The following is a 14,777-nucleotide window of genomic DNA, read 5'->3' on the forward strand; positions in this document are numbered from 1 at the left end:
AATGGCTCATGGACTCTTAGGCTAGCTCGCACTCACAACGCTGACGCCTGCTGAGCGCAATTCTTCGTGGACGGTAGGTAAGTTTTCACCGTTCACGGCAGCGGTCAGGGTCGAGATGACAGTGGCTGTAAAGCCTCCTGCCACGGCGTCCAAGGCCGTGGCTCGAACACAGTGATCTGCGGCTAAACCAACGATGTCTACGGTGTCGATCTGTCGCGAGCGTAGCCACGGGGCAAGTAGTACGCCGCTTTCATCCGCGATATCGGCCTGCGTATCTAGCAGTCTTGCTTCAAAGCCTGAGTACGCTGCGGTGAAGCGGCCCTTGGCAAAGTGCGCATCCACGTTCAGCTGCGCAATCAGCGGATGCAACGCAGCCCCATTGGTTCCGGCAACACAGTGATCGGGCCAAGAGTCCACAAAGTCCGGCTGATCCGAGAAATGATCCCCGGGCTCAATGTGCCAATCCTGAGTGGTGATAATCGCGGAGTAACTCGCAACGCGCAAGGCAACATCCTTGGCGATAGCCGCAGCTACCGCGTTCCCACCAGCAACCGCCAAGGCGCCACCCTCACAAAAATCGGGCTGTAGATCAATGATCAATAGTGCTCGGTTCATTGCAGGCTCCTTGGCGGCGCGGTGGGTACTTTGCAGTTATTTAGGCTTGGATCATGATGGTCGGGATGACCGGTTCTCCACGCTGCAACTTGCGTGCCACACCAGGCAACTCCTGAATTGAAGTGCGGTGGCGTTCAGTAGCCAGCTTGACGCCCGAAGCGCCGGTGTAGGACTGATCAATTTCACCGTTTACAACCAGTGGTACTACCAATTCTCGCTCCGGTCCACCAGTGGTGTGCGAAGTTGTGGAGATAACCTCGGCAACTGCGCGCTGACGGTCGTTGAGCTGGCGCACTGCATGTTTACGTCCGCCAACGCTGGCCTTATTCAAGGCGGCCTTGGCCACTGGAATCCATTCGCCGGCGTCGTCTTGACGCGCCACCAACTTGTACACCATAGACGCAGTCGGATGTCCCGAACCGGTGACCAGTGCGGTACCCACCCCGTAGGAATCAACCGGTGCGCTAGCCAAGGCTGCGATGGCGTATTCGTCTAGGTCCGAGGTGACGGTGATCTTGGTATTCCAGTTACCCAGATCATCAAGCAGCTTGCGAACCCAGCCTGCCTGCTGCACCAGGTCACCAGAGTCAAGGCGTACCCCGCCAAGTTCCGGACCAGCAACCTCAACGGCGGTGCGCACACCATTTTCTACGTCGTAGGTGTCAACCAACAAGATGGTGTCCTTGCCCAAGGAAGCGACCTGCGCTTCAAAGGCGGCCCGCTCCGAATCATGAAGCAATGTGAAGGAGTGAGCCGAGGTGCCAACGGTCTTTAGCCCGTAGCGTGCACCGGCTTCCAAATTTGAGGTGGAGGTGAAACCAGCAATCATCGCTGCGCGAGCTGCGGCCACAGCGGATTCTTCATGGGTTCGACGCGAGCCCATTTCAATACATGGACGGTCGCCGGCCGAAGCAATCATGCGGGAAGCCGCCGAAGCGATGGCCGAATCGTGATTCATGATCGAAAGCAGATAGGTTTCAATCACGCAGGCTTCAGCAAAGGTGGATTCCACCGTCAACAGTGGTGAATTCGGGAAGTACAGTTCACCTTCGGCATAGCCAGAGATGTTGCCGGAGAAACGGTAGTTTTCCAAGTATTTGATGGTCTGCGCGTTCACTACCTTGTTATCGCTCAGGAAGCGCAATTGCTCATCATCAAAGTGGAAATCTTTTAGGCCTTCGAGCAGACGACCGGTGCCACCAACTACGCCATAGCGTCGTCCCTCGGGAAGGCGCCGCGCAAATGCTTCAAACACGGATGGGCGGTGGGCCGCACCGGACTCGAGCGCGGCTTGAAGCATAGTCAGCTCATAGTGGTCGGTGAAGAGGCTGGTGCGCATGGGACGCTCCTGAGGATCGAAAAGGGTCAACGGTGGCGCTGGTGATACCAGCGACCGGTTTTACTGTATAACGGCTCACGCTGAAGATGATATTTACCGTGTCCTGCGTGGCGTTGACGATCCAAGCGTAAAATGGAATTTATGACCGCAATGCCCGATGTACTTCCCGAAATCGAAACCGCCGCCACCAATGAAAAGCCATGGCGCTTGATTGTGTGGAATGACCCGGTGAATCTGATGAGCTACGTGTCGTACGTGTTCCGTTCATACTTCGGTTTCTCTAAGGAAAAAGCCGAACAGCTCATGCTGCAGGTGCACCACGATGGTTTCTGCATGGTGCGCAGCGGTAGCCGCGAAGCCATTGAATCGGATGTGCAAGCGATGCACGGTTTCGGCTTGAACGCGACCATGACCCAGGGAGCCTAAACGTGGCCAAGGCCTTCAAATATGGTGCGCACGGTATTACCGGCACCATCCATGCACCTGAACGCAAGCTACTGCGAGAGCTGTTTAATGACGTCATCTTGATGCTTGAAGATCGCGCCGAAGTGCATCAGCTACCCGAAGACATTGATCCGCTCTACGCGCTGACCGGCATGCGGCCGGAGTCCATGGATCTTCCTGCAGTTGCAGATCCTGCGCTGGCCCGTCTGCTGCCGGATGCTAGCGAGGATCCGGTGGTTGCCGCGGAGCACCGTCGACTGACCGAAGCAGATCTGATTACAACCAAGATCGGTCAATTACGTGAAGCTCAATTCCTGATGGAAACTGACAAGATTGTTTTGAAAAAAGACAACGCTCAGCGCTTCGCCCAAGCACTTAACGACGTTCGTTTAGTTCTCTCTGAGCGTCTAGAGATCCGCAACGAAGATGATGCAGCCAGAGTTTCCGAGGTTCTTGATGCCGCCGAGGTGCAGAGCCCGGACGAATACTTGGCCTTGGTTTACAACTTGGTCTCGTGGATCCAAGAAACTTTGATCAACGCACTGATGGATGCGGAGCTTTAATCGATGAATTCTTATTTTGCCACCGGTCAGGTTTCGGCTCCCGATTCTGATACTCCGATTGGGATTTTTGACTCCGGTGTGGGTGGACTGACTGTTGCCCGAGCAATTATCGACCAGCTGCCTGGTGAGTCATTGATCTACGTTGGGGATACGGCTAATTCACCCTATGGTCCTTTGCCTATCGCGCAGGTGCGAGCCAATGCGCTGGGCGTTATGGACGAGCTGGTTGACGCAGGGGTGAAGCTTTTGGTGATCGCCTGTAACTCCGCTTCGTCAGCCGTTTTGCGCGATGCGCGTGAACGTTACACCGCGCGTTATGGCATTCCCGTCGTTGAGGTCATCCAGCCGGCCGTTCGACGTGCCGTGGCCGGCACCAAGACAGGCAAAATCGGCATCATTGGAACCCAGGCGACCGTCGGCTCCCGTGCCTATGAAGATGCTTTTGCTGCAGCTCCTGACTTGCAAGTGACTTCGGTTGCTTGCCCACGATTTGTTGAGTTTGTGGAATCCGGGATTACTGCTGGACCAGAGCTATTGGAGATCGCCCAAGAATATCTGGCACCGTTGCAGCAAGCCGGGGTCGATACGCTGATTTTGGGTTGCACCCACTATCCGCTGCTGACCGGTGTGATCTCCTACGTCATGGGGGACAGCGTCACTTTGGTTTCCAGTGCCGAGGAAACAGCCAAGGACGCATTCCGCGCATTGACCCGTCACTCCTTGGTTCGTGAAGACGGCAGCCCGGCGAGTCATGAGTTCCTTGCCACAGGCAACGCTGATAGCTTTGGTGTACTGGCTCGCCGTTTCCTCGGACCTGAGGTTTTGCAGGTGCGTCACGTGGACCATGTAGCCGCCCACTATCCGACCGGTGCCATCGCGCGGATTACTCCGCAGTTGATTGCCGCGTCGAAAGCGAGAAACGAATGAAGCTGACCATCATTGGATGTACCGGGTCGTTCCCGGGACCGGGCTCGCCTGCGTCCTGCTACCTGGTGTCTGCCTTTGATGGCACCCGCGACTGGAAGATCCTATTGGATTTGGGCTCCGGGGCTTTAGGCGTGCTACAGCGCTACACAGATATCAAAGATATCGATGGGATCATGGTTTCCCATCTACACCCAGATCACTGCATGGACCTCTGTGGCATGCATGTGGCCATCCGTTGGGATCCTAATGGGTGGGGCCGAGACCGCATGTTGGTCCACGGTCCAAAAGATACCGCCGATCGTATTGAGACGGCGTACTCGTTGCCTGACGGCGACACCATGGCCAAGGACTATGACTTCCAGGTCTGGACCCCGCGCAAGCCGGTGAATATCGGCCCATTCAAGATCACGCCTATTCCGGTGCGCCACCCAATCGAAGAGGCTTACGCCCTGCGCGTGGAAGCCACCGAGCCTGGTCCTGATGGCGAAATGCTCACCAGCGTGCTGACCTACTCGGGTGACACCGATACCTGCGACGGCCTAGTTGAAGCTGCTAAAGATGCCGACATGTTCTTGTGCGAAGCAGCCTTTGAAGAGGGCCGCGACGACGCCATTGACGGTGTGCACCTGACCGGCAAGCGTGCCGGCGAAATGGCGACGGCTGCAGGCGCTGAACGCATGCTACTGACGCATATCCCGGTATGGACTGACATCAACAAGGTGGTTGAAGAAGCCAAGGGCACCTACGAAGGCGGCATTGCCGTGGCTGTATCTGGCGTGACTTACGGAGTGTACTCAGGAAGCCTGAAGCAAGATCAGGAACCAGTGCAGTTCAAGGGGGAGCGCGGCACCGACTACCTCAAGACGCGTACCGGTACCTTGCCAACAATTTCTTATGAAAAAACTCGAAAGTTCCCGTTACTCAAGCGCAAAAAGTAACGAACCCAGAGTACAAACAGCACCGCAGAATTGGACAGTCCAATTCTGCGGTGCTGTTCGTTTTCCACAAGCGAGGTGCATTTCACCGCAACTCTTGGCACATCGGCGCAACAGCTGCACTCAAGCGTGGTTAGGATGGAACTATGACTTTACGTGCTGACGGCCGAGGAGCCGCGCAACTTCGAGATATCACCATCACCCGCGGCTGGTCCGCTCAGGCCGAAGGTTCGGCTCTGATTGAATTCGGAAACACCCGAGTACTGTGTACCGCATCCTTCACCGAAGGTGTGCCACGCTGGCTCAAGGGCCAGGGCACCGGCTGGGTCACCGCCGAGTACGCAATGCTGCCACGCGCCACCAACACCCGTAACTCCCGCGAATCGGTCAAGGGAAAGCTGTCGGGACGTACCCACGAGATCTCCCGACTCATAGGCCGCTCCTTGCGCGCAGTAGTGGACACCAAGGCGCTGGGCGAAAACACCATCGTGCTTGACTGCGACGTACTGCAGGCCGACGGTGGAACCCGCACCGCGGCAATCACCGGCGCCTACGTGGCACTGGCGGAAGCACTGTCGTGGGCTCGTTCCCAGGGCATCGTGAAGGCTAACGCCCAGGTGCTCACCGACTCGGTCGCTGCCATCTCAGTAGGCATCATCGACGGCACCCCAATGTTGGACCTGCCTTACGAAGAAGACGTGCGTGCAGAAACCGACATGAACGTCGTAGTTACCGGAAGCGGTGATTTTGTTGAGGTTCAGGGTACTGCCGAGGGTGCACCGTTCAAGCGTTCCGAACTTGATGAGCTGTTGGATCTAGCTTTGAGCGGAACCAACGAGCTGGCTCAGATCCAGCGCGAAACTCTGAAGAACACCAAATGAGCAAGCCAGTTCTAGTCCTTGCTTCGCATAACCAAGGCAAACTGCGTGAACTACGCGAACTGCTGCGCGGACAAGTGCCCGGACTGGATGTTGATACTCAGGTCATTGACGCCGCAACTGCCGGCGCAAAAGATCCAGTAGAAGACCAAGTAACCTTCCAAGGCAATGCGCTAAAGAAGGCCCGCGAAATCTCTGCGTCTACCGGACTCATTGCGCTCGCCGATGATTCGGGTTTGAGCGTAGATGTGCTCGGCGGAGCTCCGGGAATCTTCTCGGCGCGTTGGTCCGGTGTCCACGGCAATGATGAAGCGAATATTGACCTGTTGCTTGCGCAGCTTGGCGATATAGCCGCAGAGCACCGTGGGGCACAGTTTGTCTGTGCCGCGGCGCTGGCCACCCCGGCCGGTGACGAGCACGTTGAGCTGGGTAAGGTTGAAGGTTCGCTACGCACCGAACGTGCTGGTGAACATGGCTTCGGTTATGACCCGATCTTTGAACCTGTGGGTGCTGGCAAGTCGATGGCACAGCACACGCCGGAAGAAAAGAACGCGATCTCGCACCGAGCACGTGCTTTTGCAGTCTTGCTCCCCGTGATTGTCGAGGCCGTTGACAAAGCCTTGAAGCAAGACTAAGTTCTTAGCGATTCTAAGCAGTCAGGCCAGCATCCCTGTACCGGGATGCTGGCCTGACTTTTGGGAAAAGTGATGCTTAGGAATCAGTAGCTGCTGAAGTTGATGCGCTTGGTGCGGCGTCATCCTCCTCAGATCTTGGAGCGGTTGATGGCTGCTGGGTCGTAGATGAAGAACTATCAGCCGAATCAGAGGTGAAGTGCGTGCGGATCGAATCTGCTTCGCTGGTCACCGTCGTTGAATCAACCAGATCACTGGCCTCGCTGGTCAGCAGGTCGGTCCACTTTTTAAGAATTTCTTCAGCGGTTCCCGAGGCGTAGAGCTTGTCGGAAAGCTCAGTTTTTGCTGACTCATACTGCGCCTTGAAATCTTCATCAGCCAAGAAGCGGGTTACCAGCGGGTTAGATTTTCCGCCCATCTTGCCGCCGCCCTGACCGCCAGCTGCTTTGTTATCGCCAGTGTCCGTAGACGTGGAGTCAGTGGCCTTGGAGTCAGTGGTTTTGGAATCATCCGTTGAATTCTGATCTGGGGGAGTCATGTTCCCACCCGGTGCACCACCGTCACCGTTCATCTCTGGACGCTGGCCACCACCGCCTCCACCAAAGGTGAGACCGTCCGGCATGTCGCCATCAACCAGATCCTTGAGAACATCAATGAGCTTGGTGCCGTCCTCAAGCTTCATCTGTTCAGGCAGTTCCATACCGTCAGGAACCGTGCCAGCAGCAATCTGCTTCTTGGCATCCGCTAGCTTGAGTCCATCAGGCAGCATGCTGGTCAACAATGAATCGGCGTCCATCTTTCCTGGACCGCCGCCGTTTCCACCCATTGCTCCGCCCATGCCACCTGGCATCGAACCGAAGGATAGGTTCTGGTCCCACGCCACGACGGTCATCTTCTTGGTTGCCGTGTCGTAGCGCAAGAACGAGTTATTGCCTGGGCCGTCAATGTCATCTGTGTTGGAGACCAGATCCTGCATGGCCAAGTAGGTGGCAAATTGGTCGGTGTCGAGATACTCGGAGAGCTTGCTGGCGAAGTCTTCATCTGAAGAGTTATTCACAAAGTCCAGGAACGTGGCGATGGGAGTTAGATCATCTTCACCTGCCTCAACTTCGAAGGCTGATTCGTAGTCGCTTGCTGAATCCCCTCGGTAGGAGTAGTCACCGTCAGCATCAGCCTTGTACGTGATGCCATCACCCTCAAAGGTTTCATCGCTGTAGAGCTCATCGGACGGGTTGTCGATCACCAAACGCAGTTCAGCGTCGGAACCATTGAGACTGAATCGTGTGGCCGCGGCGTGCTCGGTGGCAAGTCCTGCCTCGCCGAGCAAATCAAGGGCTACGGCCTCATTGAGTGAGGATTCACTGGAGTTGGTGCGAACAACAAATTCTGTTCGCCCTGAGTAGCTTTGGTTCTCTTCAAATTTGTCCAACCGCACAACCCACGGAAGGGTGGCAGCATCCGATGATTCGTCAGCTCCACGCAACGTGGAGTTGCCCTTGAGCTTCATGCCGACATTCTTGAAGGTCTGACCATCAATGGTCACGTCGGCCGAGATCCAATCCTTCGTTCCATCAGCTGCGTAAGCCTTGAGTGCTTTGGTAATGTCATCAGGCTCCGCGGTCACACTGATCTCGTGCACCGAATCGGCATTAAAGAAGGCTGATGTTTCGGTACTGATATCCGTGTTGACTACGCTTTGCGCTTGGGCAGCATTGCTGCAACCGGCCAAGGCTAGGGCGCCAATGGACAATGAGGCAACGGCAGTTAAGACGCGTGGTGATTTCACGGAGAAACGACCTGGGGACTGCGCCCGATGTTTGGGTGAGTCAATCATGATGCTCCTAAGGATGCAGGAATACTGCGGTGGAAATTTTATGTGTGGTGGTGTTGTGCCAGCGGTTGGCTGGAAGATGCTTATGCAGCAGGCTCATACCGGTGGCAAACTTTGAGATCCGCGAAGGCCGGATTTGGCGGCTCCACAACAACTTGTCGGCAGGCCCAGCATTCATAGCTGATTTGGTTTCCACGATGATCTCGTTGCATTCAAGCTGGAAGCCTGACTTTGGATCCCGCCATACCAAGTTCTCGTCCACCGTCACCCGACTATTGGTTTGTGGCAGATACAAGGTGGTACGGGTATAGGAAGAATCGATCACTGGTGTCAGTGCACTGGGAAGGATGGGACAGCTTCCTAGCTCGTGGTCCAAAGTCTCTTGAATGTAGTTCAGCGAATTCTCGCTCAGCGCGTCCCGAGCGATAAACGGATGCTCGATGCGTTCTTTGACCGTTTGTGCACGGGCACCTTCGGTTTTCACTTCCAGATAGCACTGCTGGGTATCCATGTAGCTACGAGTGCGTACCTTGAAGCGACGTCGACGCGGGTGGGCGGCTAGATGGAAGCTGGCTAGGTCAGGGGTATCAAAGTAGACCGAGGTGTAGTCCGATGACCGGCGTCCATCAATGGACAGGACCAGTGCTTGCTGGGCTAGGAGGGGAAGTACCTGTTCTGCCTGCTGCTCGGTCAATATGTATTTGCGGTCGGTGCGGGTTTGTAAAGCGGCGGCCTCGTTGAGCTGTTCAAGGCTGATGGTTTCTAGACTGTCGGTGAAATTCATCGTGCTTGCTCCGAAATAACTTCATGATTTTCGACCGAACGGGTCGAAGCTGAGGTTGGTAGCGCATCGTTGGCCTGTGAATAACGGACCTTGACGATGGTTTTGTCATTGACCAAGTCCAGCTGCTGAACAACGGCCTGGTGAATGGTTGCTCCACCGAAGAGCAGGCTCAGGTGGGCAAACATCTCAGCGTCGTTAGCGATAGCACGGTCCAGAATGACTTCTTGGTGTCGGTAGGTAGGAAGAACCTTGGAGTGATCGGCAATGAGCATGGCGATAAGGATGAGCGCGACCAAGGCCAGTGGCAGCCAGATGGGGGTTGGGCCCATGCCGGTGATCAGACCGATGGCCAGAGCTGAGAAGTAGTAGGCGATCTCGTGCTGTTCCAGCTCGGTTGAGCGTAGGCGGATGATAGAGAGAACTCCGAACAAACCCATGCCCAATCCGGCGCTTACGGTGCTTCCGGCCAGTGCAGTGGCGACGGCGAAAACACCGATGTTGATTCCGATGTAGGACACCGCCAAATCTCGGCGTCGGTGGCGACGAAGGTAGAGGCCAAAGGTGAGGATCAGAATGGCAGCGATATCGGCAGCGGCAAAGAGCAAGACGTTCATGAATTTCCTTGATGTTTTCGGAAGGGGGGCTGCAATAATCATTGAATTCATTACTGTGTGATTCGTAGGACGACCACTTGTAGAACCTAAGGCACAGGTCAAAGGGAACTCTCGGACAAGAAAAATGGATTGTTTTACAGCAGTTAAAAGCGCGGAATGCTGAGGAATTTCAACGAAATTTTGGCTTTCGTATGCATTGATTATGAGAATGCCCAGAAAGGAAAAATGGGTCACGGCTTGCGCTCTACCAGAATGGGTTCTATGGTTAGTTGCATGAGTAACTAACCCACTAACTAACCTGGTGGGTTTGAGCACGGAGAGGGGCCAGCATGATCGATGATTCGAAACCGATTTTCATGCAGATCGCTGAGCTGATCGAGAACGACATCATCTCTGGTGTTCTAGCTGAAGAAGCGCAAGTTCCATCAACCAATGAGTTCGCGGCTTTCTACCGGATCAACCCAGCGACGGCTGCCAAAGGCATTAATCGATTGGTGGAAGACGGGCTGCTCTACAAGAAGCGGGGGATCGGCATGTTTGTCACGCAGGGCGCGCCACAGCGGTTACGCGAAAAGCGCCGCGAGAAATTCCAACAGCAATTCATCGCACCACTGACCGCCGAAGCATCCAAGCTCGGCATCGGCATCGAAGAACTGGTATCCATGATCAAGACCGGTTCAGCAGGCTAAAAACCATCACGAGGTAGGGAGGAACGGCATGACTCGATCAACAGCGATCGCCACCCGCGAGCTGAGCAAGACGTATAAAGACGTACGCGCCCTGGACAATGTGACTCTGGATTTGGAACCTAACCGGATCTACGGGCTGCTCGGCCGCAACGGCGCAGGCAAGACCACACTGATGTCCATCCTAACCGGACAGAACTACCCTGATCAGGGCACGGCGCACATCTTCGGGCACGAACCATTCGAGCATGACCTGATCCTTTCGCGCATCTGCTTCATTCGCGAATCGCAAAAGTACCCCGACGATTTCAAAGTCCATCAAGCTTTCAAAGCCGCGGCGATGTTCTTCGAGAACTGGGACGAGCAACTTGCTCAAGATCTCGTTGAGGCCTTCGCCTTGCCTACCAAGCGCCGGATCAAGAAGCTATCCCGCGGTCAGCTCTCCGCTGTCGGCGTCATCATCGGCATGGCTTCTCGCGCCGAGATCACCTTCTTTGATGAACCGTATCTGGGCTTGGATGCCGTGGCACGGCAGATCTTCTACGACCGCCTGGTTGAAGATTTTGCCGAGTATCCGCGGACCATCGTGCTTTCCAGCCACTTGATCGATGAGGTGGCGAACCTGCTTGAACACGTCATCGTGATCGACAAGGGCCGGATCGTAGTGGACAGTGACGCTGAAGAGCTGCGTGGGGCCGCTGTTACCGTAACCGGCGATGCGAAGAGGGTCCAAGAATTCATTGGGGCGGCCGACGTACTGCACCGTGATTCACTGGGCGCGCTGGCCAGCGTGACCATCAAGGCCAAGCTCAGCGCGGACCAACGCGAACAAGCAAAGCTCATGGGGTTGGATTTGAGCCCAGTCTCACTGCAGCAGCTGGTGGTTCGCAGTGCGTTGAGCACCAACGAAGGAACTGATGAAAGAACGGAGGCACGAGCATGAACCGCATCATGAAAGTTGCGCGCATGCAGCTGATCAATAAAGCCACCTTTATCGGTATTCCGCTGATGATCCTGATCAGTGCGTTCCTCTTTACTGTGGCTATTTGGTGGTTGGTTCGCCGAAGCGGAGGGGACGGCGTGCTGTATGGCGGCGGAGCTCAGGCACCCATGTGGTACTTCCTGGCGCTTGGTATTCAAGCGCTGACGATGACATTCCCATTCTCCATGGCGATGAGCATCTCGCGACGTACCTTCTACTTGGGTACCCTAATGCTGTTCTCGGTCTGTGCCCTAGTACTCTCGGTCTTCTACTACCTCATGGGTTTGGTGGAAACCGCTACCGGCGGGTGGGGACTTGACGGACGATTCTTCGCACTGCAATGGATTGCCGACAATAACGGGTTCATCCAGATCATGTTCTACTTCGTGCTAATGGTCCTGCTGTTCATGGTTGGGTTCTTTATCGCAACCATCTACATGCGCTGGCGCCATGCCGGCATGGTGGTCTTCTTTACTCTGTTGGGATTGCTGATCCTGGGCATTATCGCTTTGTTCACTTTCACGAGCTTCTGGGATCAGTTCTGGAGCTGGGCGTTGACTTGGACTGCCGGGTCTGTCAGCCTGTGGGGTGCGCTCGCAGCTGTACTGATGGCTGCTGGTTCATATCTCACCTTGCGCAAAGCCACCGCCTGATCGCTGGAATAGAACGGGTACATCAATTGCAATGCCCTCGCCACTGGCGGGGCATTGCTCTGCCTGGTCTAAGAGACTCTTGTTACTCTTTGAAGACTTCGACAATGCCGCCGCTATCGCGTAGGAGAACCGCCATGAGTATCCAAGGAACGGGGACGCGAGATCATTTGGATGTCTTGGAATTACGGCGCTCTTTCGGGATCAGCACCACTGAATTATGGCGGTACCTCGTTGACTCGGACTATCTAGATCAGTGGTTTGGAACCTGGCAGGGGGAGCCCGCGAACCGGCGGGTACAGGTCACGCTCAGTGCCGAAGAAGGCTCACCCACAGAGTCGGTGGAGATTGTTGATTGCGACCAGCGCGCCTTGCATTTGGAAGTTCGCACGGGCGAGGGCAACGAAATCTGGCTGCTGGAACTGCACATCGAATCTCGGGACGAGGGGAGCGAATTGGTCTTCCGGATGCCCGGACTTGATCCGCAGATGGCCTCCTCGGTGGGACCTGGATGGGAATTTTATCTGGACCGACTGGTCGCTGCCGTGAGTGGAAAAGACGCTGTCCTTGTGGTGTTTGAACCTAACTACTATCCGGGACTGAGCGAATACTATAAGACGCTGTTCAACTCATAAACCACGCACCACTCCAATGTGAGATGCCCTGCCTTGGTAGAACCTCCCAGTTTTCGGGCCATGGGTAATACGCGCACGTCAGCACTGACATGCAAGGAAAACGCCGGCCGGGTCGATGCAACCTGGCAGATTCCCTTCGAACCTAGCCGAGGTCTTGAATGCCGAGTCTTGAGCTAAGGAGAGTAAGCTATTGGGCGTGGCATTGGACTTCACAGCAGTAGATTTTGAGACAGCAAACGGTTTTATCGGCTCCGCCTGTTCGGTGGGTCTGGTCAAAGTCCGTTCCGGGCAGATCGTTGAAACCAAACAGTGGCTCATGAAGCCGCCTGTGGGCTTTGACCACTTTGACCCGCGCAACGTATCGATTCATCACATCACCCCAGACATGGTGGTTGATGCTCCGCGCGTTACCGAGCTACTGCCAGCGCTACTGGACTTCATCGGGCCTGACGTACTGGTCGCCCACAATTCCTCCTTTGATTCAGGTGTAATCCGTGCCGCGTCTGAAGCCAGTGGGATCCGCGTACCGGAAATCGCTCACCTCTGCACGGTGAAACTTTCGCGTAAGGCCTACGACCTACCGAGTTACTCACTGCCCTTCGTCGCTGAAGAAGCAGGGCACCCCATCGAGAATCACCACGAGGCGCTCGCCGACTCCGTAGCGTGTGCCTGGGCAATGATCGATATCGCCGAACGCGCAGGCTTTGAGTCACTGCTAGAGACCGCTGACCACTACGGTGTTCGCCTCGGACTGACCTCGGCCTGGCTGCCAGGCGACGAATACTCGCGGGCAACCCGCGACGCTCAAGGCTGGCTGGCATCGGGTCATCCCTTGCCTCCCCAAGATGCGTTTAATAATTGGCCGCAAGAAGGTCCTAACCCGACGCCAAACCACGACGCTGACCCAAGTCATCCATTGTTCGGGCAGATCATGGTGTTCACCGGCAACTTGGCATTGCCCCGTTCACAAGCCAAAGAATTGGCTGCGGAGAACGGTGCGCAAACTGCTTCGCGGGTAACCCGTGCCACCACGGCACTGGTGGTTGGTGACGGTTTTGTTCCTGAGGATCTTGCCAACGGCAGATTGACCAACAAGGCAAAACACGTACTGCGCCTGCGCGAAAATGGTCAGAAAGTTTCGATCATTTCCGAAGGCGAATTTATGCAAATGGTTGGCGGCTTCGGACTGACCGTCTAGTTCGCAACCCGTCAAATAATTTCAGCATTAACGAACTGAAGGCCGGCTCAATGAGCCGGCCTTCAGTTCGTCATGGTTCAGTGCAATGGCTAAGCGACTAGATCCATCCAACGATCGTGTAATTCAGAAATGATGTCATCCAACGCGCTGGCCGGACGATCTCCGACAGCTTCGGTTCCATAGATCGCAGCCAGCAAGGCTACGGCGTAAGCGTCAACCTCTGGATCCCGATCTTCTGGATCGGCAACGATCGACTCCGGAGCTGCCGAGACATCAGATTCCTCGGATTCTTCAACAGAATTCTCACCAAAGTAAGCGTCGTAGGCTGCTGAGGGGGACAGGCTAATGTTCTCGCGGATCTTGGTGACCACTTCACGCAGGGCATCAGCCGACGGTCCTTCAAGGCCTTCGAGCAGTGACTCCCACTCGCCAGCGGACTCTTCGCTGCGCTCGATCGCGGTGCGAAGAATCTTTGCCGCGGCCACAGCGGTTTTTGCTGCTTGAACGTCGTGGGTTAGGAAGGCTGCGGAACGAGCCAAGGACTCGGTGGTGCCCACAGGAACGCGAGCCAACAACGCGGTAATGGCTGCACGAGGCAACACACCCGTGGAGTCAGCACCCGGCGCTGTTGGGCGGCCTGGATGGCCCATGTCTACGCTGTTTAGCCCAGCAATGTTCTTCGGGTCTCCGTCGGCGATCTTCTCGAAGATCTCGACCTTAGGGAATTCCTTATCAATCCAGCGGCTCAGGGGTTCCGGAGCGCCGGCCGGGAAGGACCCGGTAAGTTTTTTGTAGCCGCGAAGTGCAGCCAGCCACATACAGGCGGCTTCATCGCTAGCAACACCGTCACGAGCCCACTCCAACGCTTCTAGCAGGCCATCGGCCATGTAGAGCGGAAGGATTTCGGTGGCTCCGGGATCGATGTCGTCACGGGCGTGGGTTGCGCCGTCGGCTAGGCCGAGCAAGATCGCAAACACCTTGTCTGAGTAGTTCTCTGGCAGGACTGCAGATTCACCGGTTTCATTCACACCTCTATTCTAATGTCCAAGTTGTCCCTGTTATTG

16 protein-coding genes and 1 pseudogene are annotated in these 14,777 nt (G+C 55.7%); 11 read left to right on the plus strand and 6 right to left on the minus strand.

Features of this window, described 5'->3' with window-relative positions; translation table 11 throughout:
• Window positions 1-21: 21 nt before the first annotated feature.
• Complete coding sequence (locus tag AC1Z3F_RS03440) at window positions 22-615, minus strand: isochorismatase family protein (protein WP_262198001.1); 594 nt, start codon at window positions 613-615, stop codon at window positions 22-24.
• 40 nt (window positions 616-655) lie between these two features.
• Window positions 656-1,954 (minus strand): nicotinate phosphoribosyltransferase, encoded by a 1,299-nt coding sequence (locus AC1Z3F_RS03445; protein WP_131087886.1) that lies wholly within the window; start codon window positions 1,952-1,954, stop codon window positions 656-658.
• Between the two features lie 141 nt (window positions 1,955-2,095).
• On the opposite strand from AC1Z3F_RS03445, the gene clpS reads away from it, so the two are divergent.
• The 6 genes and pseudogenes from clpS to rdgB all read left to right on the plus strand — a co-directional run bounded on the left by clpS (window position 2,096) and on the right by rdgB (window position 6,336).
• On the plus strand, window positions 2,096-2,380 hold the full coding sequence (gene clpS / locus AC1Z3F_RS03450) for an ATP-dependent Clp protease adapter ClpS (protein ID WP_262198000.1): 285 nt from the start codon (window positions 2,096-2,098) through the stop codon (window positions 2,378-2,380).
• A 2-nt stretch (window positions 2,381-2,382) separates the two neighbouring features.
• On the plus strand, window positions 2,383-2,961 hold the full coding sequence (locus AC1Z3F_RS03455; RefSeq protein ID WP_131087888.1) for a DUF2017 domain-containing protein: 579 nt from the start codon (window positions 2,383-2,385) through the stop codon (window positions 2,959-2,961).
• 3 nt (window positions 2,962-2,964) lie between these two features.
• Entirely contained in the window at window positions 2,965-3,888 is a 924-nt protein-coding gene (murI, locus tag AC1Z3F_RS03460; protein WP_262197998.1) for a glutamate racemase, read from the plus strand.
• Window positions 3,885-4,679, plus strand: a pseudogene (locus tag AC1Z3F_RS03465) (MBL fold metallo-hydrolase); the annotation flags it as partial. The gene murI and the pseudogene AC1Z3F_RS03465, both read left to right, overlap by 4 nt.
• A gap of 290 nt (window positions 4,680-4,969) precedes the next feature.
• Window positions 4,970-5,704 carry a ribonuclease PH gene (gene rph, locus AC1Z3F_RS03470; RefSeq protein WP_131087891.1) on the plus strand — a complete coding sequence of 245 codons (735 nt, stop codon included), beginning with the start codon at window positions 4,970-4,972 and terminating at the stop codon, window positions 5,702-5,704.
• Window positions 5,701-6,336, plus strand: a complete 636-nt coding sequence (gene rdgB, locus AC1Z3F_RS03475; RefSeq protein WP_131087892.1) for an RdgB/HAM1 family non-canonical purine NTP pyrophosphatase — start codon at window positions 5,701-5,703, stop codon at window positions 6,334-6,336. The genes rph and rdgB overlap by 4 nt, the downstream gene beginning before the upstream one ends.
• Window positions 6,337-6,412: 76 nt before the next feature.
• Here the strand turns inward: rdgB and AC1Z3F_RS03480 are convergent, their stop codons facing one another.
• Genes AC1Z3F_RS03480 through AC1Z3F_RS03490 form a run of 3 tightly spaced genes read right to left on the minus strand, consistent with a single transcriptional unit; the run spans window position 6,413 to window position 9,562 of the window.
• On the minus strand, window positions 6,413-8,167 hold the full coding sequence (locus tag AC1Z3F_RS03480; RefSeq protein ID WP_483566563.1) for a CotH kinase family protein: 1,755 nt from the start codon (window positions 8,165-8,167) through the stop codon (window positions 6,413-6,415).
• Between the two features lie 7 nt (window positions 8,168-8,174).
• On the minus strand, window positions 8,175-8,948 hold the full coding sequence (locus AC1Z3F_RS03485) for a polyphosphate polymerase domain-containing protein (RefSeq protein WP_483566564.1): 774 nt from the start codon (window positions 8,946-8,948) through the stop codon (window positions 8,175-8,177).
• A complete protein-coding gene (locus AC1Z3F_RS03490; protein ID WP_262197994.1) occupies window positions 8,945-9,562 on the minus strand; it encodes a DUF4956 domain-containing protein in 618 nt (205 codons plus the stop codon). The genes AC1Z3F_RS03485 and AC1Z3F_RS03490 overlap by 4 nt, the downstream gene beginning before the upstream one ends.
• A 329-nt stretch (window positions 9,563-9,891) precedes the next feature.
• Between AC1Z3F_RS03490 and AC1Z3F_RS03495 the strand changes: the two genes are divergently transcribed.
• The 5 genes from AC1Z3F_RS03495 to AC1Z3F_RS03515 all read left to right on the plus strand — a co-directional run bounded on the left by AC1Z3F_RS03495 (window position 9,892) and on the right by AC1Z3F_RS03515 (window position 13,713).
• Entirely contained in the window at window positions 9,892-10,251 is a 360-nt protein-coding gene (locus AC1Z3F_RS03495) for a GntR family transcriptional regulator (RefSeq protein ID WP_131087896.1), read from the plus strand.
• 28 nt (window positions 10,252-10,279) lie between these two features.
• Entirely contained in the window at window positions 10,280-11,191 is a 912-nt protein-coding gene (locus AC1Z3F_RS03500; RefSeq protein ID WP_131087897.1) for an ABC transporter ATP-binding protein, read from the plus strand.
• Window positions 11,188-11,883, plus strand: coding sequence for a hypothetical protein (locus AC1Z3F_RS03505; protein WP_131087898.1), 696 nt, complete (start codon window positions 11,188-11,190; stop codon window positions 11,881-11,883). The genes AC1Z3F_RS03500 and AC1Z3F_RS03505 overlap by 4 nt, the downstream gene beginning before the upstream one ends.
• Before the next feature lie 134 nt (window positions 11,884-12,017).
• Window positions 12,018-12,515 (plus strand): SRPBCC domain-containing protein, encoded by a 498-nt coding sequence (locus AC1Z3F_RS03510; protein ID WP_131087899.1) that lies wholly within the window; start codon window positions 12,018-12,020, stop codon window positions 12,513-12,515.
• A gap of 196 nt (window positions 12,516-12,711) precedes the next feature.
• On the plus strand, window positions 12,712-13,713 hold the full coding sequence (locus AC1Z3F_RS03515) for a 3'-5' exonuclease (RefSeq protein ID WP_131087900.1): 1,002 nt from the start codon (window positions 12,712-12,714) through the stop codon (window positions 13,711-13,713).
• An 89-nt stretch (window positions 13,714-13,802) separates the two neighbouring features.
• Here AC1Z3F_RS03515 and AC1Z3F_RS03520 read toward each other — a convergent pair whose 3' ends face one another.
• Window positions 13,803-14,741, minus strand: coding sequence for a hypothetical protein (locus AC1Z3F_RS03520; RefSeq protein WP_483566565.1), 939 nt, complete (start codon window positions 14,739-14,741; stop codon window positions 13,803-13,805).
• Window positions 14,742-14,777 lie beyond the last annotated feature (36 nt).

This window comes from Glutamicibacter sp. MOO4 (assembly GCF_056934395.1).

Bases quoted from the DNA above. Each gene is read 5' to 3' on its own strand.
- AC1Z3F_RS03440 (WP_262198001.1), bottom strand. From the start codon at position 615: ATGAACCGAGCACTATTGATCATTGATCTACAGCCCGATTTTTGTGAG.
- AC1Z3F_RS03510 (WP_131087899.1), top strand. From the start codon at position 12,018: ATGAGTATCCAAGGAACGGGGACGCGAGATCATTTGGATGTCTTGGAA.
- AC1Z3F_RS03505 (WP_131087898.1), top strand. From the start codon at position 11,188: ATGAACCGCATCATGAAAGTTGCGCGCATGCAGCTGATCAATAAAGCC.
- AC1Z3F_RS03490 (WP_262197994.1), bottom strand. From the start codon at position 9,562: ATGAACGTCTTGCTCTTTGCCGCTGCCGATATCGCTGCCATTCTGATC.
- AC1Z3F_RS03495 (WP_131087896.1), top strand. From the start codon at position 9,892: ATGATCGATGATTCGAAACCGATTTTCATGCAGATCGCTGAGCTGATC.
- murI (WP_262197998.1), top strand. From the start codon at position 2,965: ATGAATTCTTATTTTGCCACCGGTCAGGTTTCGGCTCCCGATTCTGAT.
- rph (WP_131087891.1), top strand. From the start codon at position 4,970: ATGACTTTACGTGCTGACGGCCGAGGAGCCGCGCAACTTCGAGATATC.
- AC1Z3F_RS03480 (WP_483566563.1), bottom strand. From the start codon at position 8,167: ATGATTGACTCACCCAAACATCGGGCGCAGTCCCCAGGTCGTTTCTCC.
- AC1Z3F_RS03500 (WP_131087897.1), top strand. From the start codon at position 10,280: ATGACTCGATCAACAGCGATCGCCACCCGCGAGCTGAGCAAGACGTAT.
- rdgB (WP_131087892.1), top strand. From the start codon at position 5,701: ATGAGCAAGCCAGTTCTAGTCCTTGCTTCGCATAACCAAGGCAAACTG.
- AC1Z3F_RS03485 (WP_483566564.1), bottom strand. From the start codon at position 8,948: ATGAATTTCACCGACAGTCTAGAAACCATCAGCCTTGAACAGCTCAAC.
- AC1Z3F_RS03445 (WP_131087886.1), bottom strand. From the start codon at position 1,954: ATGCGCACCAGCCTCTTCACCGACCACTATGAGCTGACTATGCTTCAA.
- clpS (WP_262198000.1), top strand. From the start codon at position 2,096: ATGACCGCAATGCCCGATGTACTTCCCGAAATCGAAACCGCCGCCACC.